At 65.0% G+C, this 23,157-nt stretch carries 17 protein-coding genes, 2 tRNA genes and 1 pseudogene; 5 read left to right on the forward strand and 15 right to left on the reverse strand.

Annotated elements, in window-relative coordinates; translation table 11 throughout:
• Window positions 1-11 precede the first annotated feature (11 nt).
• A pseudogene (locus SHTP_RS18380) lies at window positions 12-852 on the forward strand (ISAs1 family transposase).
• A gap of 202 nt (window positions 853-1,054) precedes the next feature.
• Here SHTP_RS18380 and mobA read toward each other — a convergent pair.
• The 5 genes from mobA to clpX all read right to left on the reverse strand — a co-directional run bounded on the left by mobA (window position 1,055) and on the right by clpX (window position 7,684).
• Entirely contained in the window at window positions 1,055-1,660 is a 606-nt protein-coding gene (gene mobA / locus SHTP_RS18385; protein ID WP_096371386.1) for a molybdenum cofactor guanylyltransferase, read from the reverse strand.
• A gap of 1 nt (window position 1,661) precedes the next feature.
• Window positions 1,662-2,753, reverse strand: a complete 1,092-nt coding sequence (locus SHTP_RS18390; protein WP_096371387.1) for a 2-oxoacid:ferredoxin oxidoreductase subunit beta — start codon at window positions 2,751-2,753, stop codon at window positions 1,662-1,664.
• Between the two features lie 48 nt (window positions 2,754-2,801).
• Complete coding sequence (locus SHTP_RS18395; RefSeq protein WP_096371388.1) at window positions 2,802-4,763, reverse strand: 2-oxoacid:acceptor oxidoreductase subunit alpha; 1,962 nt, start codon at window positions 4,761-4,763, stop codon at window positions 2,802-2,804.
• Window positions 4,764-5,095: 332 nt separating this feature from the next.
• Complete coding sequence (locus tag SHTP_RS18400) at window positions 5,096-6,325, reverse strand: MFS transporter (RefSeq protein ID WP_096372542.1); 1,230 nt, start codon at window positions 6,323-6,325, stop codon at window positions 5,096-5,098.
• Window positions 6,326-6,403: 78 nt separating this feature from the next.
• Window positions 6,404-7,684 (reverse strand): ATP-dependent Clp protease ATP-binding subunit ClpX, encoded by a 1,281-nt coding sequence (gene clpX / locus SHTP_RS18405; protein ID WP_012395407.1) that lies wholly within the window; start codon window positions 7,682-7,684, stop codon window positions 6,404-6,406.
• Window positions 7,685-8,410: 726 nt separating this feature from the next.
• Between clpX and SHTP_RS18410 the strand changes: the two genes are divergently transcribed.
• A complete protein-coding gene (locus tag SHTP_RS18410) occupies window positions 8,411-9,985 on the forward strand; it encodes an MFS transporter (protein ID WP_096371389.1) in 1,575 nt (524 codons plus the stop codon).
• A 56-nt stretch (window positions 9,986-10,041) separates the two neighbouring features.
• Here SHTP_RS18410 and clpP2 read toward each other — a convergent pair whose 3' ends face one another.
• The 4 genes from clpP2 to SHTP_RS18430 form a co-directional block, all read right to left on the reverse strand.
• Entirely contained in the window at window positions 10,042-10,677 is a 636-nt protein-coding gene (gene clpP2 / locus SHTP_RS18415; protein WP_096371390.1) for an ATP-dependent CLP protease proteolytic subunit ClpP2, read from the reverse strand.
• A complete protein-coding gene (clpP1, locus tag SHTP_RS18420) occupies window positions 10,674-11,261 on the reverse strand; it encodes an ATP-dependent CLP protease proteolytic subunit ClpP1 (RefSeq protein WP_036426435.1) in 588 nt (195 codons plus the stop codon). The genes clpP2 and clpP1 overlap by 4 nt, the downstream gene beginning before the upstream one ends.
• Before the next feature lie 130 nt (window positions 11,262-11,391).
• Window positions 11,392-12,846, reverse strand: a complete 1,455-nt coding sequence (gene tig / locus SHTP_RS18425; RefSeq protein WP_096371391.1) for a trigger factor — start codon at window positions 12,844-12,846, stop codon at window positions 11,392-11,394.
• Window positions 12,847-12,882: 36 nt separating this feature from the next.
• Window positions 12,883-12,959: transfer RNA gene (locus SHTP_RS18430), tRNA-Pro, on the reverse strand.
• A gap of 164 nt (window positions 12,960-13,123) precedes the next feature.
• Here SHTP_RS18430 and SHTP_RS18435 point away from each other — a divergent pair.
• Together SHTP_RS18435 and SHTP_RS18440 are read left to right on the forward strand one after the other, a co-directional pair.
• Window positions 13,124-13,197: transfer RNA gene (locus SHTP_RS18435), tRNA-Gly, on the forward strand.
• 30 nt (window positions 13,198-13,227) lie between these two features.
• Window positions 13,228-14,412, forward strand: coding sequence for a serine hydrolase domain-containing protein (locus SHTP_RS18440; protein WP_096371392.1), 1,185 nt, complete (start codon window positions 13,228-13,230; stop codon window positions 14,410-14,412).
• A gap of 66 nt (window positions 14,413-14,478) precedes the next feature.
• On the opposite strand, the gene SHTP_RS30735 is transcribed toward SHTP_RS18440, so the two are convergent.
• The 6 genes from SHTP_RS30735 to SHTP_RS18470 form a co-directional block, all read right to left on the reverse strand.
• Window positions 14,479-14,823 (reverse strand): Mtp family mycobacterial-type pilin, encoded by a 345-nt coding sequence (locus SHTP_RS30735; RefSeq protein WP_477505869.1) that lies wholly within the window; start codon window positions 14,821-14,823, stop codon window positions 14,479-14,481.
• A 127-nt stretch (window positions 14,824-14,950) separates the two neighbouring features.
• On the reverse strand, window positions 14,951-15,757 hold the full coding sequence (locus tag SHTP_RS18450) for an Fpg/Nei family DNA glycosylase (RefSeq protein WP_096371394.1): 807 nt from the start codon (window positions 15,755-15,757) through the stop codon (window positions 14,951-14,953).
• An 8-nt stretch (window positions 15,758-15,765) separates the two neighbouring features.
• Entirely contained in the window at window positions 15,766-16,245 is a 480-nt protein-coding gene (locus SHTP_RS18455) for a ribose-5-phosphate isomerase (RefSeq protein WP_197706196.1), read from the reverse strand.
• 85 nt (window positions 16,246-16,330) lie between these two features.
• Window positions 16,331-17,701, reverse strand: coding sequence for a cation:dicarboxylate symporter family transporter (locus SHTP_RS18460; protein WP_096371396.1), 1,371 nt, complete (start codon window positions 17,699-17,701; stop codon window positions 16,331-16,333).
• A 131-nt stretch (window positions 17,702-17,832) separates the two neighbouring features.
• Window positions 17,833-18,456, reverse strand: coding sequence for an Rv2466c family mycothiol-dependent reductase (locus SHTP_RS18465; RefSeq protein ID WP_096371397.1), 624 nt, complete (start codon window positions 18,454-18,456; stop codon window positions 17,833-17,835).
• A 100-nt stretch (window positions 18,457-18,556) separates the two neighbouring features.
• Window positions 18,557-20,248, reverse strand: coding sequence for a PE family protein (locus SHTP_RS18470; protein ID WP_096371398.1), 1,692 nt, complete (start codon window positions 20,246-20,248; stop codon window positions 18,557-18,559).
• A gap of 275 nt (window positions 20,249-20,523) precedes the next feature.
• Between SHTP_RS18470 and pepN the strand changes: the two genes are divergently transcribed.
• On the forward strand, window positions 20,524-23,103 hold the full coding sequence (pepN, locus tag SHTP_RS18475) for an aminopeptidase N (RefSeq protein WP_096372543.1): 2,580 nt from the start codon (window positions 20,524-20,526) through the stop codon (window positions 23,101-23,103).
• Window positions 23,104-23,157: the final 54 nt, after the last annotated feature.

Here is a 23,157-nt window from a genome sequence, read left to right on the forward strand (position 1 = left end):
TGGAGTTGCCCGTGCCTACCGTTTCAGTATTGCCTGTGTCGTCGGTTCCAGAGGTGTTCGACCGCTGGAGTCCTGGTGAGCGCAGCGAGCTCATCGGATCGGAGTTTCTCGATGTGTTGGCCTCGGTGCCAGACCCGAGGGACCCACGCGGTCGGAGGTATTCGCTGATGGCTTTGTTGACGATCGCGGTTCTGGCCACCCCTGCTCACGCTGCTGCCGGGTAGCTTGCGGTGGCTGGTCACCGTGGATGCGATGCATACCCAGGTCGTCACCGCGAAGTTGATCTGCGCCACCTTGAAGTCGCACTACCTGATGATCGTCAAGTCCAACCAAGCCAAAATACTTGCGCGTATCACCGCGCTGCCCTGGGCCGAGGTGCCCGCAGCCGCTACCGACGACTCCCGCGGCCACGGCCGTGTCGAGACCCGCACCCTGCAAATCATCACCGCTGCACGAGGAATCGGCTTCCCCTACGCAAAACAAATCATCCGGATCACTCGTGAACGCTTGATCACCGCCACCGACCAGCGCAGCGTGGAGGTGGTCTATGCCATCTGCAGCCTGCCGTTCGAGCACGCCCGCCCTACCGCGATCATGACCTGGATGCGTCAACACTGGGGAATCGAGAACAGCCTGCACTGGATACGCGACGTCACCTTCGACGAAGACCGTCAAAGGGCACATACCGGAAACGGCGCACAGGTCCTAGCAACGCTACGCAACACCGCGATCAATCTGCACCGCCTCAACGGCGCCGACAACATCGCCGAAGCCTGCCGGATCACCGCTTTGACCGCCAACCGCCGCCTAGACCTCCTCAATCCACAATTCCCCAGCTCACAAGCCTGCTAATCAACAACGCCGGAGCCCTGGGGGGAAACCAATAACGGGATAGGCCGCGACAAATAACGATGCGAATTGACGAACACTAAAGAAGAGAAATATTCGGAGACCCATTCCAAATCGAACGGAAATGAAATCAGCGAGACAAATCTAGAAAAGCAGTCATAACCACCGGTGCACGCAGGCCACCCAGCGACCGATACGGCAAGGGTCAGTGTCCGGGCCGCACCGGTGCGGGCAGGTCCGCGGCAGTGTTGACATTGGCCAACGGCGCAGAGTCCGACATCACGATCCGTTGCGTATCCGAACTGTCGGCCAGAGCGCTCATCTTGCGCTCGCCCGCGGCGCCGAGCGCGTCGACCCGCTCGGCGAGATCGGTCCGGTATATCGCCGCCAGATAGTGGCTGCGGCCGTCCCACGGCAGCACCACCTCGGCGTCGGTCTCAATAGCGCTGCGCACCAGATCATCGATCAGATCCACCGTCAGCCCGGGCATGTCGACGGCACACACAAAGGCAAACCGAGCGCCGGCCTCCGCGGCCGCACGCAGGCCACGTCCGGTCGCCGGCAGCGGTCCCAACCCGCGCAATTCGTCGCGCAGCACAGGAACCTGCAGGGGCGGTAGTGGCTGCCCCTGGGCCGCCATCACAAAGACGGGCTCGCAGCGTTGCCCGACAATGCCGAGCACGTGCTCGACCATTGTCGTGCTGCCACCGGGCAGCACCAGTGTGGCTTTGTCACGTCCCATTCGCCGGGATTCTCCCCCGGCTAGGACGACCCCTGCCAACGACACGGCGTCCGACTCGCGTCCGGCCATTTCAGGAAACGGTCCAGGTGTCGCGGCCACGCAGCAGCGACTGCAGCGCCGCCGAATCCGAAGGCGTCGACTCCCGAGCGGCACTGATCTGGGAGCGAGCCGCGTCGTCGTAGGCCGGTCTGCTGATGCTTCGGAAGATACCCAACACCGTGTGTTCGAGGTTTTGATCGGACAGCCGCGACAGTGCGAAGGCGTAGGCCGCGTCATCGGCGTGGGCATCATGCACCACGATCTCGTCGACGGCGACGTCGGCGATCTTGGCCACGTCGAGGCCGAATCCGGATCGCACCACGCAGTATTCCCCGTTGGCGCCGAACAGGATTGGTTCGCCGTGGTGGACGTTGATGACCCGCTCTTCGGAACCCTCCTTGCGCAGCGCGTCGAAGGAGCCGTCGTTGAAAATCGGGCAATCCTGCAGGATCTCGACCAACGCAGCGCCACGATGCTCGGTGGCGGCGCGCAGCACGTCAGAAAGCCCCGCACGATCGGAGTCCAGCGCGCGGCCGACGAACGTGGCCTCGGCCCCCAACGCCAATGACACCGGGTTGAACGGGGTGTCCAGCGAACCCATCGGCGTCGACTTGGTCACTTTGCCGACCTCCGACGTCGGCGAGTACTGGCCCTTGGTCAGCCCGTAGATCCGATTATTGAACAGCAGGATCGTGATGTTGACATTGCGCCGCAGCGCGTGGATCAGGTGGTTGCCCCCGATCGAAAGGGCATCGCCGTCACCGGTGACCACCCAAACTGAGAGGTCTTCGCGGGCCAGCGCAAGACCGGTCGCAATTGCCGGAGCGCGCCCGTGGATCGAGTGGAAGCCATAGGTCTCGAGGTAGTACGGGAAGCGGCTAGAGCAGCCGATCCCGCTGATGAACACGATGTTCTCGCGACGCAACCCCAGCTCCGGCAGGAAATTGCGGATGGTGTTGAGAATGACGTAGTCGCCACAGCCGGGGCACCAGCGGACCTCCTGGTCGCTGGTGAAATCTTTGCCCTTCTGTGGCTGGTCGGTGGTGGGTACTCCGGTGTTCTTGGACAAAACAGGCGTTACACCCAGGTTTGTGCCAGCCAGATTGCCGATCACGCTAGTCATGAGCGCCGCTCCTCCTCATCGCCTCGCTCTGCGTCGTCGCGGCACGGGTCATGCGCCTACTCCCGCTTCAACCGTGGCCGCCGACAACTTGGCGACCATCATCTTGTCTTGCTCGAGTTCGCCCAGTCTGCCGGCCAGCGCGGCCCGGATGAGGCGCCCCACCTCGTCGGCCAGGAATGAGACACCCTTGACCTTGGTGATTGACTGCACGTCGACCAAATACTTCCCACGCAGCACCAACGCCAGCTGACCCAGGTTCATTTCCGGAGCCACCACCTGCGGGTAACGTCGCAACACCTCGCCCAGATTCGCCGGGAAGGGGTTGAGGTAGCGCAGATGAGCATGCGCCACTTTGGTCCCGCGCCGCCTCGCCCGCCGGCACGCTTCGCCGATGGGCCCGTAGGAACTGCCCCACCCGATGATCAGCAGCTCGGCATCACCGGTCGGATCGTCGACTTCGAGATCGGGAACACTGATCCCCTCGATCTTGGCCTGCCGCAACCGCACCATCAGGTCGTGGTTGGTCGGCTCATACGAGATGGCGCCCGTTCCATTGGCCGTCTCTAGTCCGCCGATACGGTGTTCCAGTCCGGGAGTGCCGGGCGCGGCAAACTGGCGCGCCAGGGTTTCCGGGTCGCGGGCGTAGGGCTGGAAGGGCTCGTCGGGCTTGGCGAAGGTGTGCTTGATCGGCGCCAGATCGGCGACGTTCGGGATGCGCCATGGTTCCGATCCGTTGGCGATCGCACCGTCGGACAACAGGATCACCGGCGTGTGATACGACACCGCAATCCGCACCGCCTCGAGAGCGGTCTCAAAGCAGTCGGCAGGCGACCGCGGCGCCAGCACCGCCAATGGCGACTCACCGTTGCGGCCGTATAGGGCCTGCAGCAGGTCAGCCTGCTCGGTCTTGGTGGGCAGACCGGTCGACGGCCCTCCCCGCTGCACATCGATGACGATCAGCGGCAGCTCGGTCATCACGCCGAGCCCGAGCGCCTCCGACTTGAGTGAAATGCCGGGTCCCGATGTGCTGGTGACGCCCAACGCGCCCCCATAAGCGGCGCCAAGTGCGGCACAGATGCCACCGATCTCATCTTCGGCCTGGAAGGTGGTCACGTTGAAGTTCTTGTGCTTGGACAGCTCGTGCAGGATGTCCGACGCCGGCGTGATGGGATAGCTGCCCAGCACCACGGGGAGGTCGGCCAGCTGCCCGGCCGCGACGATGCCGTAAGCCAGCGCGGTGTTCCCGGAGATCTGCCGGTAGTCGCCGGGCGGAAGCTTCGCCGGGGGTACTTCGTAGGTGGTGCCGAAAGCCTCGGTGGTTTCGCCGAAATTCCAGCCCGCCTTCAGGGCCAACACATTGGCTTCAGCGATCTCGGGCTTGCGGGCGAACTTCTCCCTGATGAACGTCTCGCTGGTCTGTATCGGCCGCCCATACATCCAGGACACCAGGCCCAGCGCGAACATGTTCTTGGCCCGCTGCCCGTCCTTCTTCGATGCGCCGATCGCTTCGACGGCTCCCAGCGTCAGCGTGGTCATCGGGACGGAGTGGACGACGTATTCCTCGAGCTCGTCAGACTCCAGCGGGTTCGTTACGTACCCCACCTTGGTCAGATTGCGCTTGGTGAACTCGTCCGAGTTGGCGATCACCATCCCGCCCAGCGGCAGGTCGCCGATATTGGCCTTCAGCGCGGCCGGATTCATCGCCACCAGCACGTCGGGCCGGTCACCGGCGGTCAGGATGTCGTAGTCGGCAATCTGAATCTGAAAAGACGAAACCCCGGGAAGCGTGCCTGCGGGGGCCCGGATCTCGGCGGGGTAGTTCGGCTGGGTCGCCAAGTCATTGCCGAAAAGCGCGGCCTCCGACGTGAATCGGTCGCCGGTCAGCTGCATGCCGTCGCCGGAGTCCCCGGCGAAACGGATAACCACATTCTCCAGGCGCTGCCGGTCAGGCCCGCCATGGGTCGCCGCGGTATGAGACTCTGGTCCGGCTTCGCTGCCGTTCGGATCCACGTCTCCGCCCTTCCGTCTAACTAGGGACAGGCACTCCGCGCCAAATCTCTAGATTACGCGTCGTCGGAGTGGCTCCCCGCCCTCACGATTTTGTGTCACTGGCAGTACCGATTATGGCACTTACATAAGGAGTGTATGGCAACCTCATGCCACCTCCCTAAGGGGACAATGACGCCGAAATGTCCCGTGTACAGGGGACATACATCGCAAACCCGACGTCAGAGGGGGCGATAACGGCGGCCGAAGAAAAGTGTGGTATTGGTCACTTCTTCCGCCCCGGCCGCGCCGAGCGTGGCGCACGACGCCAGCCCGCCGCGCACAGCCACCGCAACTCAACGCCCGGCAAGTCTTGCCGATGCCGTTTCCGGCATCGCAAGCAAGTACAAGATGAAGCCCGCGCCAGCGATCGCACCAAGGGACATGAAGGCCACGTTGTAGCCCGCAGTGACGACCACCCAGCCGGAAGCAAAGTTGGACAACGCCGCGCCGACCCCCACCGCCGTGGTGATGGCGCCAAGGCTGATGTTGAAGTGACCCGTTCCGTGGGTGAGGTCCTGGACGATAAGCGGAAACAGCGCTCCGAAGATGCCGGCGCCAATGCCGTCGAGCAACTGGACCCCAACCAGCCAGTACGAGTTGTCCGACAGCGTGTAGAGAAAGCCACGAGCGGTCAAGACGGCGAACGCCACCAGAAAGATCGGCTTTCGTCCCCAGGCATCGGCCCTGCTTCCGGTCACGTACGCCACGGGCACCATCACCACCTGGGCCGCCACGATGCACCACGACATCAACGCCGTGCCCTCGTCCCTGTTGTGCAGGGCCAGCACCTGGCCAACCAGCGGCAGCATGGCCGCGTTGGCGAAGTGGAAAGCGACAACGGCCGCCGCGAAGATCATCAATGTGCGGTTGTGCAGCAGCACCCCAAAGCCTGATGGCTGAGCATGCGGTTCCCCGGGCGCGTGATCCATACCGCGGGCGAGGTCATGATCGATCGCATCATGCGGAATACGCAGGGTTGCCACGACGCTCATCGCCGCCATGGTGGCAAGCACCCAGAACACCACCACCGGCCCGAAGAAGAAGGCCAACCCACCGGTGATGGCGGCGGCCGTGGCGTTGCCCGCGTGATTGAAGGATTCATTGCGCCCGATCCGCCTGGCGAACAGCTGCGGGCCGACGATGCCCAGCGTGATTGCAGCCAGCGCCGGAGCAAAGACCGAGCTGGCGATCCCGGTGAGCACCTGCAGCAACGAGATGGAGCGGAGTTCGGGAAACAGAGGCATCGCCAGCGCACTCGCGGTGACCGCCAAGGCGTCGGTGATGACCAACGCCCGCTTGGCCTTCGTCCGGTCCACGAACGCGCCCATCGGTGTCTGCGCCACGATGGCCGCGATGCCGCCGACAGCCATCACAAACCCGATCGAGGCTTGGTCCCAGTTGTTGGTCACCAACAGGTACACCGACAGGTACGGACCCAAGCCATCGCGGACGTCAGCCAGCGAGAAGTTCACCAGGTCCAGCGCATGGACCACTCGCCGCGGCAGCGCATCGTAGGCCGCCATCGAATCAGCGAAGCCGGCGTCACTCGACTCGGTCGATGACGCCGGCTTGCGACCGGAAGCGCCCGGCATCAGCGCCGGTTAAGCACTCTTGTCGCGGCGCTCACTACGTGACGGCTTGCGAGGCACGATCGTCGGCAACACGTTGTCTTGCACGGTCTCCTTGGTGACCACCACTTTGGCGACGTCGTCACGGCTCGGGATGTCATACATCACCGGCAGCAAGACTTCTTCCATGATGGCCCGCAGCCCGCGAGCGCCGGTGCCGCGGTGGATCGCCTGGTCGGCGATCGCTTCCAGCGCGTCATCGGTGAACTCCAGCTCCACACCATCCATTTCGAAGAGCCGGGTGTACTGCTTGACCAGTGCGTTCTTCGGTTCGGACAAGATCTTGACCAAGGACTCTTTGTCCAGGTTGGTGACGGAGGCAACGACCGGGAGCCGACCGATGAATTCGGGGATCAACCCGAACTTGATCAAGTCCTCGGGCATCACTTCGGCGAAGTGGTCGGTGGTGTCGATCTCGGCCTTGGAGCGCACTTCGGCGCCGAAGCCCAGACCGCGCTTGCCGACCCGCTCGTAAATGATCTTCTCCAGCCCGGCGAATGCACCCGCGACAATGAACAGCACGTTCGTGGTGTCGATCTGGATGAATTCCTGGTGCGGATGCTTGCGGCCGCCCTGCGGGGGCACCGAAGCCTGGGTGCCCTCCAGAATCTTCAACAGGGCCTGCTGAACACCCTCACCGGAGACATCGCGCGTGATGGAGGGATTCTCGCTCTTGCGAGCGATCTTGTCGACCTCGTCGATGTAGATGATGCCGGTCTCGGCGCGCTTCACGTCATAGTCGGCGGCCTGAATGAGTTTGAGCAAGATGTTCTCGACGTCTTCACCCACATAACCCGCCTCGGTCAGCGCGGTGGCGTCGGCGATCGCGAACGGCACGTTCAGCATTTTGGCCAGGGTCTGGGCCAGGTAGGTCTTACCGCATCCGGTAGGCCCGAGCATCAAGATGTTGGACTTGGTCAGCTCCACGGCCTCGCACCTGGAATCGCGAGACTTCTCGCCGGCCTGGATCCGCTTGTAGTGGTTGTAGACCGCGACGGCGAGCGTGCGCTTCGCGGTGTCTTGGCCGATGACGTAGCCCTCGAGGAATTCCCGGATCTCGACCGGCTTGGGCAGTTCGTCGAGTTTCACATCGTCGGCGTCAGCGAGTTCCTCTTCGATGATCTCGTTGCACAGATCGATGCACTCATCACAGATGTACACACCGGGGCCAGCTATGAGCTTCTTGACCTGTTTCTGACTCTTTCCGCAGAATGAGCACTTCAGCAAGTCGCCGCCGTCTCCTATGCGCGCCATTTTGGTGAGGGCCTACTTCCTGTTCGCCGTTCGTCTTGCCGTGCCGCGTGTACCCCCCCGACGCTACCCGCTTGCTCCGGCCCACCGCGACCGTTAACACCGAATAGCGTCCTTGGTATTCGCTGGGTTATTCGTGCCTTTCGTCTGAATGCAACATATAGCCCAACGGCTCCCACTACTCGCCGAGACGCGCTGTACGTTTCTCTGGCGTGTCGTGGTCGTTACGCCACCGAGGCCCGTCAGCTGGCGAAACTCATGGCTACCAAGCCCCCAGGCGACAACCCTACAGCGACGTTGCGCGGTTGGCTGATGTTTCTGCACTGATCGAGGTCGGCGGCTCGCGTCGGCGCCCAGTCCCGCCGGCGCCCACGGTTGAGCCCTGATCCCCCGTCACCGAGCCGGCGTTGGAAAAGCTGCGTAAAACGCAGTTGCTACTACGTCAGTTTCCCTAGTGTTGAGCATTGTGAGAGCGATGCTCGGCAACGCATGGTTTGGCAGCGCCGGCCGCCGACCGGCCTCGTGGTCCGCCCTGGGGTCCCGGCCTGCTCCCCGATCCGCGGGCCCGTCAAAGCCGTCAAACCCAGCCGACGAACTTCTAGCCGCATTCCCTGTCCACGCGAAAGGTCAAGGCGGGCTATGAGCAACCCAGGCGAAATCGGCGAACCCCCAACCACGTCAGGCAGCGCTGAGGTACCCGCCACTGCCCCCGCCACTGACAATGTCGTCATGACCCGACGCCAGCGGCTGACCGTGGCGGCAACGGGGCTGGGCATCTTCATGGTGTTCGTGGACGTCAATATCGTCAACGTCGCATTGCCCAGTATCCAAAGGGTGTTTCCCACCGGCGAGCAAGGTCTTCAGTGGGCAGTCGCCGGATACAGCCTGGGGATGGCGGCCATGTTGATGAGCTGCGCCTTGCTGGGCGACCGCTACGGCCGCAGGCGCGGATTCTTTGTCGGACTGGCCCTGTTCGTCGCAAGTTCGGTGGTTTGCGTGCTCCCGATCAATCTCGGCATGTTCACCGCGGCCCGAGTGATCCAGGGCCTGGGCGCATCGTTCATATCGGTGTTGTCACTTGCCCTGCTCAGCCACGCCTTTCCCGATCAGCGCATGAAGGCGCGGGCCATCGCGGACTGGATGGCCATTGGGATGGTCGGCGCCGCGTCGGCACCGGCGCTGGGCGGACTGATGGTGGAGACCCTTGGCTGGCGCAGCGTGTTCGCGGTCAACGTGCCGCTCGGCGCGATCGTGTTGGTGCTGACCCTGATCGGTGTCGACGAGTCCAGGGATCCTGACCCGACCGAGCTGGATTGGGTGGGACAGCTGACCTTCGTGCCCGGGATCGCGGTGCTGGCGTACACGATCATCGAGGCACCTCGGTTTCAGCAGCGGTCGGTCATCGTGCTGACCTCACTGCTGTTGATCATCGTCGCGTTGTTGTGGACTTTCATCCGGCATGAACGGCGCGCCCCGTTTCCGTTGATCGATCTCCAGTTGTTCACCGAGCCGGTGTACCGGTCTGTGCTGATCGTCTATTTCGTGGTGATGTCCTGCTTCTTTGGGACGCTGATGGTGATCACGCAGTTCTTCCAGAATGTGCGCGACCTGTCGCCGCTGCACGCGGGCCTGATGATGTTGCCGGTGCCCGCGGGATTTGGGATGGCGAGCCTGCTGGCGGGCGCGGCGGTCAACAAATGGGGCCCGCGGCTGCCGGTGGTGACGTGTCTGGCTGCCATGGTCACCGGGCTGGTGCTGTTCGTCACCGCGATGGGCCATGTGCCCGCGCTCGCCCTGATGGGACTGACCGTCTTCGGCGCGGGGGCCGGCGGCAGCGTCACACCGCTGCTACACCTTGGTATGACCAAGGTTGATGATCACCGCGCCGGCATGGCCGCCGGCCTGCTCAACCTGCAAAGGTCCATGGGCGGAATTTTTGGTGTCGCCTTCTTGGGCTCGATTCTGGCCGCATGGTTGGGCGCCACACTGCCGGACAGCATGGAAGATGACCTGCCCGATCCCGTCGTGCGCTCGATCGTTGTCGACACCATCGTGGACAGCGCCAATCCGCATGCGCACGCGGCCTTCATCGGGCCGCGACACCGCATCACGTCGGCGCAGGAAACCAATATCGTCAGCGCCGCCGATTCGGACTTCATGCAGGGCATCCGAATCGCGCTGGGATGCGCCTCGGTGTTACTGGCGGCCGCGTTCGTCCTGGGCTTGCGGCGCTTTGCCCGCCCCGACTCTGACGAGAGCCCCGACCCCGACGAGAGCCAACTCGCCGGGTCAGACCTCGACTAAGACAGCCGAGCGCGGTCGTACTGACCGTCGCCCGTCAACGAAATTCCGGCCGCGCCTCAGGCGTTCTGGGCCGAGAGCTTGCGGTACTCCAGAACCGTGTCGATGATCCCGTAGTCCTTTGCCTCTTTGGCGGTCAGGATCTTGTCCCGGTCGGTGTCCTTGCGAATCACCGAGGGATCCTTGCCGGTGTGGCGGGCCAGCGTGGACTCCATCAGGGTGCGCATCCGCTCGATCTCGGCGGCCTGGATCTCCAGGTCGGAGAACTGTCCCTGGATGACGCCCGACAACGACGGCTGGTGGATCAGCACTCGCGCATTGGGCAGCGCCATGCGCTTGCCCGGGGTTCCCGCGGCCAGCAACACGGCCGCGGCCGAAGCGGCCTGTCCCAGACATACCGTCTGGATGTCCGCCCGCACGTACTGCATGGTGTCGTAGATCGCCATCAGCGAGGTGAACCCGCCGCCCGGCGAATTGATGTACATGGTGATGTCACGGTCGGGGTCCAGCGACTCCAGCACCAGCAGCTGCGCCATGATGTCGTTCGCCGACGCGTCGTCGACCTGGACGCCGAGGAAGATGATGCGTTCCTCGAACAGCTTGTTGTACGGGTTGGATTCCTTGACCCCGAAGCTGGAGTGCTCGATGAACGACGGCAGGATGTACCGCGCCTGGGGCTGGACCTGAGGATTCACTGTGCTTCTCCGTTGACGTGGGCGGCGCGGGTGATGATGTGATCGACGAAACCGTATTCCAGAGCTTCGGGGGCGGTGAACCAGCGGTCGCGATCCGAATCCGCCTCGATACGCTCGATCGACTGGCCGGTGAATTCGGCGTTGAGCCGGAACATCTCCTTCTTGATGACGGCGAACTGCTCGGCCTGAATCGCGATGTCGGCCGCACTACCGGTCACCCCACCCAGCGGCTGGTGCATCAGGATGCGGGCGTGTGGCAACGCGTAACGCTTGCCCTTGGTGCCCGCCGCCAACAGGAACTCGCCCATCGAGGCGGCCATGCCCATCGCATACGTGGCGATGTCGCAGGGGGCCAGCACCATGGTGTCGTAGATCGCCATGCCGGCGCTGATCGATCCACCCGGCGAGTTGATGTAGAGGTTGATGTCCTTGCTGGCGTCTTCGGCGGCGAGCAACAGAATCTGCGCGCACAGCCGGTTGGCGACTTCATCGTTCACCTCCGACCCCAGGAAGATGATGCGCTCGGAGAGCAAGCGCTCATAGACCGAGTCCGTGAGATTGAGACCCTGCGAGTTCGAACGCATGTCAGTCACGACTGGGTTACCTGCTTTCTCGAGTTCTTCTGTGTCCGACCCTAACCAACCGCACCCACTGTGTGGCGCCCACGCACCCCTGAAGTCGGCGCGTTCGCTCACAGCGTCATGCCATGTGGCCTTAGCCGGCCCCCTGGGCCGCGTCGGCGCTGTCCGCGTCGGCGGGCTCTGCTGAATTTTCTGTATCCCCATCGGCGTCCACGCCGGCGTCTCCGTCGGCGTCGTCGTCCAACAAGTCCGTTACGTCGTTCTCCGGCGGCTTGCCGAAGAACTCACTGGTGTCGATCGTGTTGCCGTCGGTGTCGGTCACCGTCGCGGCCTGGGCCACGGCCTTGACCGCCAACTCGCGCCGAACGTCGGCGAACATCGACGGAAGCTGGTTGTTTTCCTGCAGGTAGGCAAACAGCTGTTGCGGTTCGATGCCGTACTGGCGCGACGTGAGGACCAGGCGTTCGGTCACGTCTTCCTGACCGACCTGGACCTTGAGGTCATCGGCCAGGGCGTCCAGCAACAATTGCCGCTTGACGTCCTTCTCCGAGGCGGTCCTGGCCTCAGCGTCGAACGCGTCACGCGAAGATCCTTGCTCAACGAGCAGTTCGTTGAACCTGGCCTCGTCGTTGTTGATGCCGCTGAGTGCGCTGTGCAGCACACCCTCGTACTGCGCCTGCACATACGACTCCGGCGTCGGCACGTCGACCCGCTCGAGCAGGGCGTCGATGGTGGCGTTGCGAATCTGCTCCGCCTGGCCGACCCGCTTGGCTTGCAGCACCTGCTCGCGAAGGCTTGCGCGCAGCTCGTCGATGGTGTCGAACTCACTGGCCAACTGCGCAAACTCGTCGTCGGGTTCGGGCAGTTCGCGCTCCTTGACCGACTTGACCGTGACGGTGACCTCGGCATCGCGGCCGGCGTGATCTCCGGCCGCCAGCTTGGCGGTGAATACCCGCGACTCGTCCACCGACAATCCGACCACCGCATCGTCGAGACCCGCGATAAGCCGGCCGGAGCCGACCTCGTGGGACAACCCTTCGGCGGCGGCGTTAGGCACGTCCTCGCCGTCGACAGCCGCCGACAAGTCGATCGAGATGAAGTCCCCCGTGGCCACCGGGCGCTCCACTCCGGTCAGCGTGCCGAACCGGGCACGCAACGACTCCAACTCGGCGTTGACCTCGTCGTCGGTGGCCTCGCTCGCATCCACCGAAACCGACAGCCCGGTCAGGTCCGGCAGCGCAATTTCCGGTCGAACGTCCACCTCAGCGGTAAAGGCCAGGTCCTGGCCATACTCCTTTTGAGTCACCTCGATGTCCGGTCGGCCCAGCGGCTGGATCTCGGACTCTGCCAACGCCTGGCCGTACCGGCTGGGCACGGCATCGTTGACGATCTGGTCCAACATCGCTTCCCGGCCAAAGCGAGCCTCGAGAAGCTTGACCGGCGCCCTCCCCGGCCGGAAGCCGGGCAGCCGCACCTGTTTGGCCAGCTCTTTGTAGGCCCGCTGGAAATCAGGCTCGAGTTCGGCGAAGGGCACCTCCACCTTGATGCGAACCCGGGTGGGGCTCAACTGCTCGACACTGCTCTTCACGGATCTGCTCCTTGGTGGTTGTTCGTGGCGGTGAGTTGGTCGGGGTGACAGGATTTGAACCTGCGGCCTTCCGCTCCCAAAGCGGATGCGCTACCAAGCTGCGCTACACCCCGGACTGACCTCGCGATCCTACGGCCCGGCGGCGGCGGGCCTGCAAGGACCTCCAGGGTCCGACAGGGTCCTCGAGGAAGTCGCGCCGCGTCCCAAGCGGTCACATGACTGCGTCGATTAGATTTGATCTCAGCCACCACGTAGAGTTTCGCTCGACTTGCTACATGCGGGCGTAGCTCAATGGTAGAGCCCTAGTCTTCCAAACTAGCTACGCGGGTTCGATTCCCGTCGCCCGCTCCAAGCACGGCCTATGCACCACAGAAAGGCGCCATGAGCGACGTCGATATTTACGGCTCATGTGCGCGGAAGTTCCAAAGAGTGCGTGCTGCCTTTGAACGGAACTTCACCCAGGGCATGGAGGTCGGAGCAGCCGTCGCGGTGTGGGTGGACGGTGATCTGGTCGTCAATCTCTGGGGCGGTTCCGCGGACGCCGCCGGTACCCGGCCGTGGCGGCAAGACACCCTGACCACCGTGTTGTCCGGCAGCAAGCCGCTCACGGCCACCTGTGTCCACCAGCTCGCCGACCGCGGTGAACTGGACTTACACGCTCCGGTCGCCCGCTATTGGCCCGAATTCGGGCAGGCGGGCAAGGAAGCCATCACCGTGGCCATGGTGCTCAGCCACCGCTCCGGTGTGATCGGCCCCAACGCGCGAATGAGCTGGCAACAAGTCACCGACTGGGATTTCGTGTGCGAGCAATTGGCCTTGGCCGAGCCGCGGTGGGAGCCGGGTAGCGCCCAGGGCTACCACATGACCACGTTCGGTTTCATCCTCGGCGAGGTATTCCGCCGGATCACCGGGCGCACGGTCGGGCAGTATCTGCGCACCGAGATCGCCGAACCGATCGGCGCCGACGTCCACATCGGCCTGTCCCCCTTCGACCAGAGCCGCTGCGCCGAGCGGGTCAACAAGCCGCACGCCCGAGACCTGCTGGCCGATGTGCAAGCCCCCAGCGACCCCACCAGCCTCGACGACCACCCCAAGGCGGGGCTGTCGATTGCGATGGGGTTTGCCCCCGATGACGAACTTGGCTCCAACGACCTGCACCTGTGGCGCCAGCTGGAGTTCCCCGGCACCAACGCGCAGGTCTCCGCGCTGGGATTGGCAACGTTCTACAACGCACTGGCGCAGGAGAAACTGCTGAGCCGCGAGCACATGGATCTGGTCCGGGTCTCGCAGGGCGGCTTCGACACCGACCTGGTGCTCGGGCCGCGGGTCGCCGATCACGGCTGGGGCTTGGGGTACATGCTCAACCAGCGCGCCGTAAACGGTCCCAACCAGAAAATCTTCGGCCATGGCGGCCTGGGCGGGTCGTTCGGTTTCGTCGACCTCGAACACCGGATCGGCTATGCGTACGTGATGAACCGCTTCGACGCCAGCAAGGCCAACGCCGACCCGCGCAGCGTCGCGTTGAGCAACGAGGTCTACGCGGCACTTGACGTTGCCGCGGACTAGCTCGCCGCGGCCAACCCGAACGAGCGCACCCTGCCGAACCGATGTCGGCAGGGTGCGGCCATCCGGCTAGGCGTCGTCAGGGATCAGTGCGGACCACCCGGCCCGCCCAGCCCCTCTCCCGGCCCCGGGACCACCCGGCCCGCCCGGTCCCTGCTGCCCAGGTGCGGGCGCTCCCGGCCCTCCCGGACCTGCGTGACCGGGCTGGGGGTTGGGTCCTGGCCCACGCCAGTTGTCGTGACAGTGACCCATGTCCCAGTTTTGCCCCCAGCCGGGATCCCAAAAGTCGCCCGGGCACCACTGCGTGGGGGCGCCGGGCTGCGCCGCAGCCTCGGATGCGACGCCTACTCCGGCCAGTCCCAGACCGAGGACCATTGCCAAGCCTGTTGCAGCTAAACGTGGGTAAGTTTTCATAGGCACCAGACTTACCCGGCCAACCTGTAGCCAATCTGAAGAATCGTGCCCAACCTGGGGCCGACAACCGAAGTGCCAGAACGCAAGTCAGGTGACGTCACGTTGCGCACCTAGATAGTGATCAAGATCACGCCTGACAGGAGGGGCACCAAAAGACGTTGCGGCCCTCGAGTACGACCGTACCGACCGTGGCCCCACACACCCGGCATGGATCTCCCGCGCGCCGGTACACGTAGGTGCGAGGCCGTCCCGCCGCGTACGACGGTGCCCCGTGGTCATGTTCGGGACGAACCACAACGATCTTGCCGCCGCGCAAACCGACTTTCATCAGTGCCACCAGATCGGTCCAGGCCGCGCTGAACTCCGCTTCGGTGATCCGCTGACCGCTGCGGTACGGGTCGATGCGGTGCCGAAACAACAACTCGCTGCGATAGACGTTGCCGACCCCCGCCATCACCTTCTGGCCCATCAGAAGTGCACCGATCGGCCTGCGCGACTTGGCGATCCGAGCCCACGCCCACGACGGGTCGGCATCCTTACGCAAGGGGTCAGGTCCCAGCCGGGCGAGCACATCGGCAACCTGGGCGTCGTCGATCACCTCACATACGGTGGGCCCGCGCAGGTCGGTGCCGTATTCGGCACCAACCATCCGCATCCGCACCTGCCCGACCGGGTCGGGAAGAAGCTCACCGGCAGAACGTACCCAACCGGTGAAAGCCCCGTAGAGACCCAGGTGCACGTGCACCACCGGACCGCCGGCATAGTGATGGAACAGATGGTTGCCCCATGCGCTGGCGGCGCGCAACACTCGGCCATCTACCGCGCCGGCCGAGTCCGCGAATTTGCCTTGCGGACTCGATACCACCACCGGCGCACCGGCGAACCGGCGCTGATTCAACCGCGCCAACCGGTGCAACGTATGCCCTTCGGGCACAGGTGCTCTCAGTCCTGAGCGCCGGGCACCGGCGGCGCTTGGTGGGTCCGCTCGTACTCGGACAAGATGTCGATTCGACGTTGATGCCGCTCGGCTTTGGACCACGGTGTGGACAGGAAGGCGTCGACGATAGCCAGCGCCTCGGCAACGGTGTGCATCCGACCGCCGATGCCGATGAGCTGCGCGTTGTTGTGCTCGCGCGCCAACGATGCGGTTTGCTCGCTCCAGGCCAGAGCGCAGCGGGCACCGGGGACCTTGTTGGCGGCAATCTGCTCACCATTGCCCGATCCGCCCAGCACGATGCCCAGGCTGCCCGAGTCTGCCACGGTGCGTTGCGCGGCGGCGATGCAAAACGCCGGGTAGTCGTCCTCGGCGTCATAGGTGAATGCACCGCAGTCGATCGGCTCGTGCCCAGTTGCTTTCAGGTGCTCGACGATCTGCTGTTTGAGCTCCAGGCCGGCGTGGTCGGCCCCCAGGTAGACGCGCATGCCCGACATCCTTCCCTGGCGGAAGTCAGCTATGCAAAGCGCGGCGTGTCGCGCCACGTTGGGCGAACCGGCGGGCTCGGCCCGCTCAAGACTCAGCGACGCCCGTCGGCGGCGCGTCGTCCCGATCGATCATGGTCCACTCGTCAAACGGATCGCGACCGTGCAGTACCGCGTCGACCTTTGCCCGGTCAATCGTCTTGGTCCACCAGCCCACCAGGATTGTCGCGACCACGTTGCCCGAAAAGTTCGTCAGCGAACGGGCCTCCTTCATGAAGGTGTCTGTCCCCGCGACCAGCGCGACACCACCGAGGAGCTCGGGACGATAGGCCTGCAAGCCGCTGGCCAACGCGGCCAGACCCGCACCACTCACGCCGGCGGCGCCCTTAGAGGCAAAGATCATGAACACCAGCAGCGAGATCTGCTCGCCCCGCGCCAACGGCCGTCCGAGTGCGTCGGCGATGAACAGCGACGCCATGGTCAGACACAGCGCGGTGCCATCGAGGTTGAACGAATACCCGACGGGCACCACCACCCCGACGGTCGCGGGTTCGACGCCCAGGTGCTTCATCTTGGCGACAAGTCGCGGCAACACCGCCTCTGACGACGACGTGGCGAAGATCAGCAGATACTCCCGGGCCAGGTAGCGAACCAGCCGGAAGATCGACACCCCAGAAACCACGTAGAGCAACACGCCCAGCACACCGAACACGAACACCGCACACGTCAGGTAGAAGCCAACCAACAGGATCAGCAGGTTGGCCACGGCACCCCAACCGGTGGCCCCGATGATGCTGGCGATCCAGCCGAATGCGCCGATGGGCGCCAGCCGCAGCAGCATGCCAAGCATCTTGAAAACCAGCTTCTGCAGGTACTCGACGCTACGCAGGATGGGCTCACCCGCAGCGCCCATGCCCTGGACCGCGAAGCCGACCAACAGCGCCACAAACAGTGCCTGCAGCACGTTGCCATTCGTCAGACCCGACAACAACGAGGTGGGGATGACCTGATCGAGCAGGCCGTGCATCCAGCCCGACGGCGGCGCCGCGTCGGCCACCTCGACGCCGCTGCCCATTGACTCGACGGACAGATGCAGACCGCGAACCGCCCCAATCAGGTTGCCGACGAAAAGGCCGATCCCCAGCGCCGCCGTTGACATCACCAAGAAGTAGAGGAACGCCAGTCCCCCGACCTTGCCGAGCAGCGCGGCCCGGTTCAGCGAACCGATGCCCAACACGATGGTGCAGAAGATCACCGGCGCAACCATCATGGTGATCAGGTTGACGAATGTCGTCCCGAGGACCGCGACGTGTGGGCCGATCGACGGCACAGCCAGCCCGGCGATCACCCCGAGGATCACCGCGCCGATGACCGCGAAATACAGCCAGCGGGTGCGGTCGGGACACTTCTTGCTCGCCCGTGGATCGGTAGCTGGGGGCTGATCCAGCGGGGTAGTCATCGACGACTACCTAGCAGGCCGCACAGTCATAATTCCGCACATCCGATCGGCCGGGAATCGACACTGGCCGGATTATAGATGCGCCTGACCGGCGATGTTCAGCACTTGGCCAAGCGGTTACGCACCCGCGTTCAGTCGAATTCGGGCGGCTCGGTGCGGGTCCGCTTGAGCTCGAAGAAGTGCGGGTAGGCGGCGAAAGTCACCGAGGCGTCCCATAGCTTGCCGGCTTGTTCGCCCCACGGAATCCTGGACAGCACCGGCCCAAAAAAGGCGACACCGTTTACGTGGATGGTCGGGGTGCCGACGTCATCGCCCACCGCGTCCATCCCGGCATGGTGGCTCTTGCGCAGCGCATCGTCATAGGCGTCGCTGGTGGCGGCCGCAGCCAGATCGGCGGGCAGACCAGCGTCGGCCAGCGACAGCTTGATCACCTCATCGAGGTCTTTGTTGCCCTCGTTGTGAATCCGGGTGCCCATCGCGGTGTAGAGCGAGGCCAGCGCACCGGCACCGTGCGCCTGCTCCGCCGCAATCGCTACCCGCACCGGTCCCCACGCCTTGGCCATGGCTTCGCGATATTGCTCGGGCAGACCTTCGCGATTCTCGTTCAGGATGGCAAGGCTCATCACCCGGAAGTTCACTTCGATGTCGCGGACCTTCTCCACCTCGAGGATCCAGCGCGAGGTGATCCAACACCACGGGCACAGCGGGTCGAACCAGAAGTCGGCAATAGATTTTTCGGCGGCCTGATCGGGCATGGCGTGCGGTCCTCTCGTCGGTGGCCAATTCAGCGCAACCGGGGCCACCCGCTGATTGTTCCCGGATCGCCCCACCGAGGGAGATGCATTTTCTCCCCGGTCAGCCGGCCTGGCCGGAGTGGCCCGAGTTGCCGGTCGCACCGGTCGCACCGTTGGCACCGGCCGCAGCACCCCCACCCTCACCGAACCCACCGGCGCCGCCCAAACCACCGGCCCCGCCGCTTCCGCCACCGCCGGCGGCACCGCCGAGCCCCGAACCACCGGAGTGACCGATCAGCCCGCCCGCGCCACCGGCGCCGCCATTTCCGCCGTTGCCGCCATCACCGCCGGCACCGCCATCACCGCCGACACCACCCTGCCCGGTGTGGAACGGGCCACCGCCGAACGCGCCGTCGCCAGCGGCTCCGCCGGCACCACCCCCGCCACCGACAGCGCCGGTTCCGCCGATACCGCCGCCACCACCGGCACCACCGATGCCGCCATCTCCGAACAGCAGTCCACCCTGACCGCCGACACCACCATTGCCGCCGTCGCCGGCAAGGCCGGCAGCAACGCCATCACCGCCGCGTCCGCCCATACCGCCGTTGCCGCCGGTCGCGGATTGCCCGGGAAAGACATTCGCGTTCACATCCGCGCTGCCCCCCGCGCCACCGATGCCACCCGCCGCGCCCGCCCCGCCGGCCCCGCCGGCCCCGCCGTGGGCACTGCCGGTGCCGAGCACGGTACCGGCGGAACCACCCGCTCCGCCGGCTCCGCCGATGGCTCCGGCGCCGCCGGCGCCACCAGCACCACCAGTGGCAACCGCCCCGGTCCCTGCGGTGGCGTCGCCGCCGGCACCGCCGCCGCCGCCCATCGCGCCGGAACCCCCGTCACCGCCGCCGCCACCAGCACCACCGGTGACATTGGGGGTACCCGTTGGTGATTGGGCCCAGGCGGCGCCGCCACGGCCACCCACGTCGCCGATCTCCCCGGCGGTAGTTCCGTCGGCGCCGGCGTGGCCGCCAGCAGCGGTGCCATCGATGACGTCATGACCCTGCTGGCCACTATCGGCGTAGCTGAATGGGGCGTCAGCCGGGACAGGATTGACGCCATCGGCCCCGGCCCCGCCTGCCCCGCCGATTCCGCCGTTGCCGCCGTGACCCCACAGCCCCGCACTGCCGCCGGCACCGCCGTTGCCACCTAGGCCCGCGGTGACACCAACGCCCCCCGCGCCGCCGTTGCCGCCATTGCCGAACAGCATCCCGCCCGCGCCACCGGTACCCCCTGCCGCACCGAACCCACCCGTGCCGCCGTTACCGCCATCACCGATGAGCCCGGCGCTACCGCCATTGCCGCCGGCCTGGCCGGCCACGCCGCCGGCCGCCCCGTCACCACCGCTACCGATGAGCCACCCACCATTTCCGCCGTTGGCGCCCGGGGTCGTCGCATCGGCGCCATTGCCGAACAATGGCCGCCCGGTAAGTGTCTGAACTGGAGAGGTCACCAGATTCGCGGCCTGCTGCAGCGAAGTGTTGGCCGCCTCAACTGCGGAATAGCCGCCCGCACCCGCAGTCAACGCCCGCACAATCTGGTCGTGAAGTGCCGCTGTGTGGGCACCGAAGGTCTGATAGGCCTCAGCCTGCGCCTCGAAGCACGCGGCTACGGCCGCCGAGATCTCATCGCCCCCCGCGGCAAGCACCGCCCTCGTCGTAGCCGCCGCGGCACCATTGGCCGCGCCGATCGTCGAACCGATATTCGCCAAATCCGCTGCCGTCGCCGCCACCATCTCCGGGTCCACCACCACAAAGGACATCGCTCAGTCTCCTATCAGCCACGGCACCGCTAGCACTTACCGACCATCAAAATTCGAGAGCATTGGCACCACACCCTAGCCGAGTCGGCACTACAATTTCTCGCAAATGCGTTGTGGGGGAACGTAATTCACCGGTGGATGATTATCGCGGGCAGGCGAATCGGGTTGGCCCCGCTTGCCCAGGGCACCACTGACCACAGCACCGGCCAGCCTTACCACGATCTTGCAGCGGGGCTGTCGTGTGCAGTGCCAGCGCAGCCGATATCTTGGACGCCGTGGCTCTTCCAAACCTCACCCGGGATCAAGCTGTCGAACGCGCCGCCCTGATCACGGTCGACAGTTACCAGGTCAACCTCGATGTGACCGGCGAGCGCACGTTCCGCTCGACCACCACCGTGATGTTCGACGCGCTGCCCGGCGCCGATACGGTGATCGACATCGCCGCCGAGGGCGTCCGCAGCGCCAGCCTCAACGGCCAAGAGCTGGATGTCTCTGGTTACGACGAATCCACCGGAATCCCCCTGCGCGGGCTGTCGCATCGCAATGTCGTCATCGTCGATGCCGACTGCAGGTACTCCAACACCGGCGAAGGCCTGCATCGTTTCGTCGACCCGGTTGACGGCGAGGCCTACCTGTACTCGCAGTTCGAGACCGCCGATGCCAAGCGCATGTTCGCCTGCTTCGATCAGCCCGATCTGAAGGCCACTTTCGAGATCCGGGTGACCGCGCCTCAACACTGGAAGGTGATATCCAACGCCGCCGCGGTCGAGGTCTCACAGAGCCAGTCGGCCGCCGTGCACAGCTTCGGGGTCACCCCCCGGATGAGCACCTATCTGGTGGCACTGATCGCTGGACCGTACGCAGTCTGGAACGACACCTACAGCGACGAACACGGCGACATTCCCCTGGGCATCTACTGCCGCGCGTCGCTGGCGCAGTACATGGACGCCGAGCGGTTGTTCACCCAAACCAAGCAGGGATTTGGCTTCTACCACAAGCACTTTGGCATTCCCTACGCGTTCGGCAAGTACGACCAGTTGTTCGTCCCGGAGTTCAATGCCGGTGCCATGGAGAACGCCGGCGCGGTGACTTTCCTCGAGGACTACGTGTTCCGCAGCAAGGTCACCCGGGCCTCCTACGAGCGGCGCGCCGAGACGGTGCTGCATGAGATGGCGCACATGTGGTTCGGCGACCTGGTCACCATGACCTGGTGGGACGACTTGTGGCTCAACGAATCCTTCGCGACTTTCGCTTCGGTGCTGTGCCAAAGCGAGGCCACGGAATTCACCGAGGCCTGGACAACCTTCGCCACGGTCGAGAAATCCTGGGCTTACCGGCAAGACCAGCTGCCCTCGACCCATCCGATCGCCGCGGACATTCCCGACCTGGCGGCGGTGGAGGTGAACTTCGATGGGATCACCTACGCTAAAGGCGCTTCGGTGCTCAAGCAGCTCGTCGCCTATGTCGGACTCGAGCACTTCCTGGCCGGGCTGCGGGACTACTTCCGTGCCCACGCATTCGGCAATGCGACATTCAGCGATCTGATCACCGCACTGGAAAAGGCATCCGGGCGCGACTTGTCCAATTGGGGTCAGCAGTGGCTCAAGACCACCGGTCTCAACACGCTGCGCCCGGACTTCGACGTCGATGCCGACGGCCGGTTTACCCGGTTTGTGGTGCAGCAAAGTGGCGCGGCGCCCGGTGCGGGCGAGACCCGGGTGCATCGGCTGGCGGTGGGCGTCTACGACGACGATGTCGCCGGCGGGTCGGGAAAGTTGGTGCGAGTCCATCGAGAAGAACTCGACGTCGCCGGGACGGAGTCGGAAGTCCCTGCCCTGGTTGGTGTGCCTCGCGGGAAACTCATCCTGGTCAACGATGACGACCTGACCTATTGCTCGCTGCGGCTCGACGGTGACTCGCTGCAAACGGCGTTGGGGCGCATCGCCGACATCGCCGAACCGTTGCCGCGCAGCCTGGTTTGGTCCGCGGCCTGGGAGATGACACGCGAGGCCGAGCTGCGTGCGCGTGACTTCGTGTCGCTGGTGTCAGGCGGCATTCACGCCGAGACGGAAGTCGGCGTGGCACAGCGACTGCTGCTGCAAGCCCAGACGGCGCTGGGTTCCTACGCCGAACCGGGTTGGGCCAGCGAAACGGGTTGGCCGCAGTTCGCCGATCGGCTGGTGGAATTGGCCCGCGCGGCCGATGCCGGGTCCGATCATCAGCTGGCCTTCATCAACGCGCTGTGCACGTCGGTGCTCTCGCCCCGCCATGTGGAGACGCTGGCGGCGCTGCTGGACAATGAACCGGCCGAGTTGGGATTGGCCGGCCTGGAAGTCGATACGGACCTGCGCTGGCGCATCGTCACCGCGCTGGCGACCGCCGGCGTCATCGACAGCGATGGACCGGAGTCACCCCGCATCGACGCCGAGGAAAAGCGCGACCCGACCGCCACCGGCAAGCGCAGCAGTGCGCACGCCCGTGCGGCGCGGCCGCAGTTCCCGGTCAAAGACCGCGCGTTCACCACGGTGGTCGAGGATGACACGCTGGCCAACGCCACCGGCCGAGCCATCATCGCGGGAATCGGCGCCCCCGGACAAGGTGAGCTGCTCAAGCCCTTCACCGCCCGCTATTTCGAGGTGATTCTCGGGGTATGGGAGCGCCGATCGAGCGAGGTCGCCCAATCGGTGGTAATCGGCTTGTACCCCTACTGGGACATCACCGAGGAAGGCGTTGCCGCCGCCAACCGTTTCCTGGCCGACCCCGAGCTAGCACCCGCGCTGCGGCGGCTGGTGTCCGAGGGCCAGGACGCGGTCAAGCGGTCGTTGCGAGCCCGACGGTTCGACGCCGCGCTCTAGCGCGGCCGTGTGCCCTCGCGAGGGTGCGCAACCGTACGCCGACACGCCGTGTTG

It is taken from the genome of Mycobacterium ulcerans subsp. shinshuense (assembly GCF_002355775.1).
In the GTDB taxonomy this organism is placed as follows: domain Bacteria; phylum Actinomycetota; class Actinomycetes; order Mycobacteriales; family Mycobacteriaceae; genus Mycobacterium; species Mycobacterium marinum.

Bases quoted from the DNA above. Each gene is read 5' to 3' on its own strand.
- mobA (WP_096371386.1), bottom strand. From the start codon at position 1,660: ATGGCCGGACGCGAGTCGGACGCCGTGTCGTTGGCAGGGGTCGTCCTA.
- SHTP_RS18390 (WP_096371387.1), bottom strand. From the start codon at position 2,753: ATGACTAGCGTGATCGGCAATCTGGCTGGCACAAACCTGGGTGTAACG.
- SHTP_RS18400 (WP_096372542.1), bottom strand. From the start codon at position 6,325: ATGGCGGCCTACGATGCGCTGCCGCGGCGAGTGGTCCATGCGCTGGAC.
- clpX (WP_012395407.1), bottom strand. From the start codon at position 7,684: ATGGCGCGCATAGGAGACGGCGGCGACTTGCTGAAGTGCTCATTCTGC.
- SHTP_RS18410 (WP_096371389.1), top strand. From the start codon at position 8,411: ATGACCCGACGCCAGCGGCTGACCGTGGCGGCAACGGGGCTGGGCATC.
- clpP1 (WP_036426435.1), bottom strand. From the start codon at position 11,261: ATGCGTTCGAACTCGCAGGGTCTCAATCTCACGGACTCGGTCTATGAG.
- SHTP_RS18440 (WP_096371392.1), top strand. From the start codon at position 13,228: ATGAGCGACGTCGATATTTACGGCTCATGTGCGCGGAAGTTCCAAAGA.
- SHTP_RS30735 (WP_477505869.1), bottom strand. From the start codon at position 14,823: ATGAAAACTTACCCACGTTTAGCTGCAACAGGCTTGGCAATGGTCCTC.
- SHTP_RS18455 (WP_197706196.1), bottom strand. From the start codon at position 16,245: ATGCGCGTCTACCTGGGGGCCGACCACGCCGGCCTGGAGCTCAAACAG.
- SHTP_RS18460 (WP_096371396.1), bottom strand. From the start codon at position 17,701: ATGACTACCCCGCTGGATCAGCCCCCAGCTACCGATCCACGGGCGAGC.
- SHTP_RS18465 (WP_096371397.1), bottom strand. From the start codon at position 18,456: ATGCCCGATCAGGCCGCCGAAAAATCTATTGCCGACTTCTGGTTCGAC.
- SHTP_RS18470 (WP_096371398.1), bottom strand. From the start codon at position 20,248: ATGTCCTTTGTGGTGGTGGACCCGGAGATGGTGGCGGCGACGGCAGCG.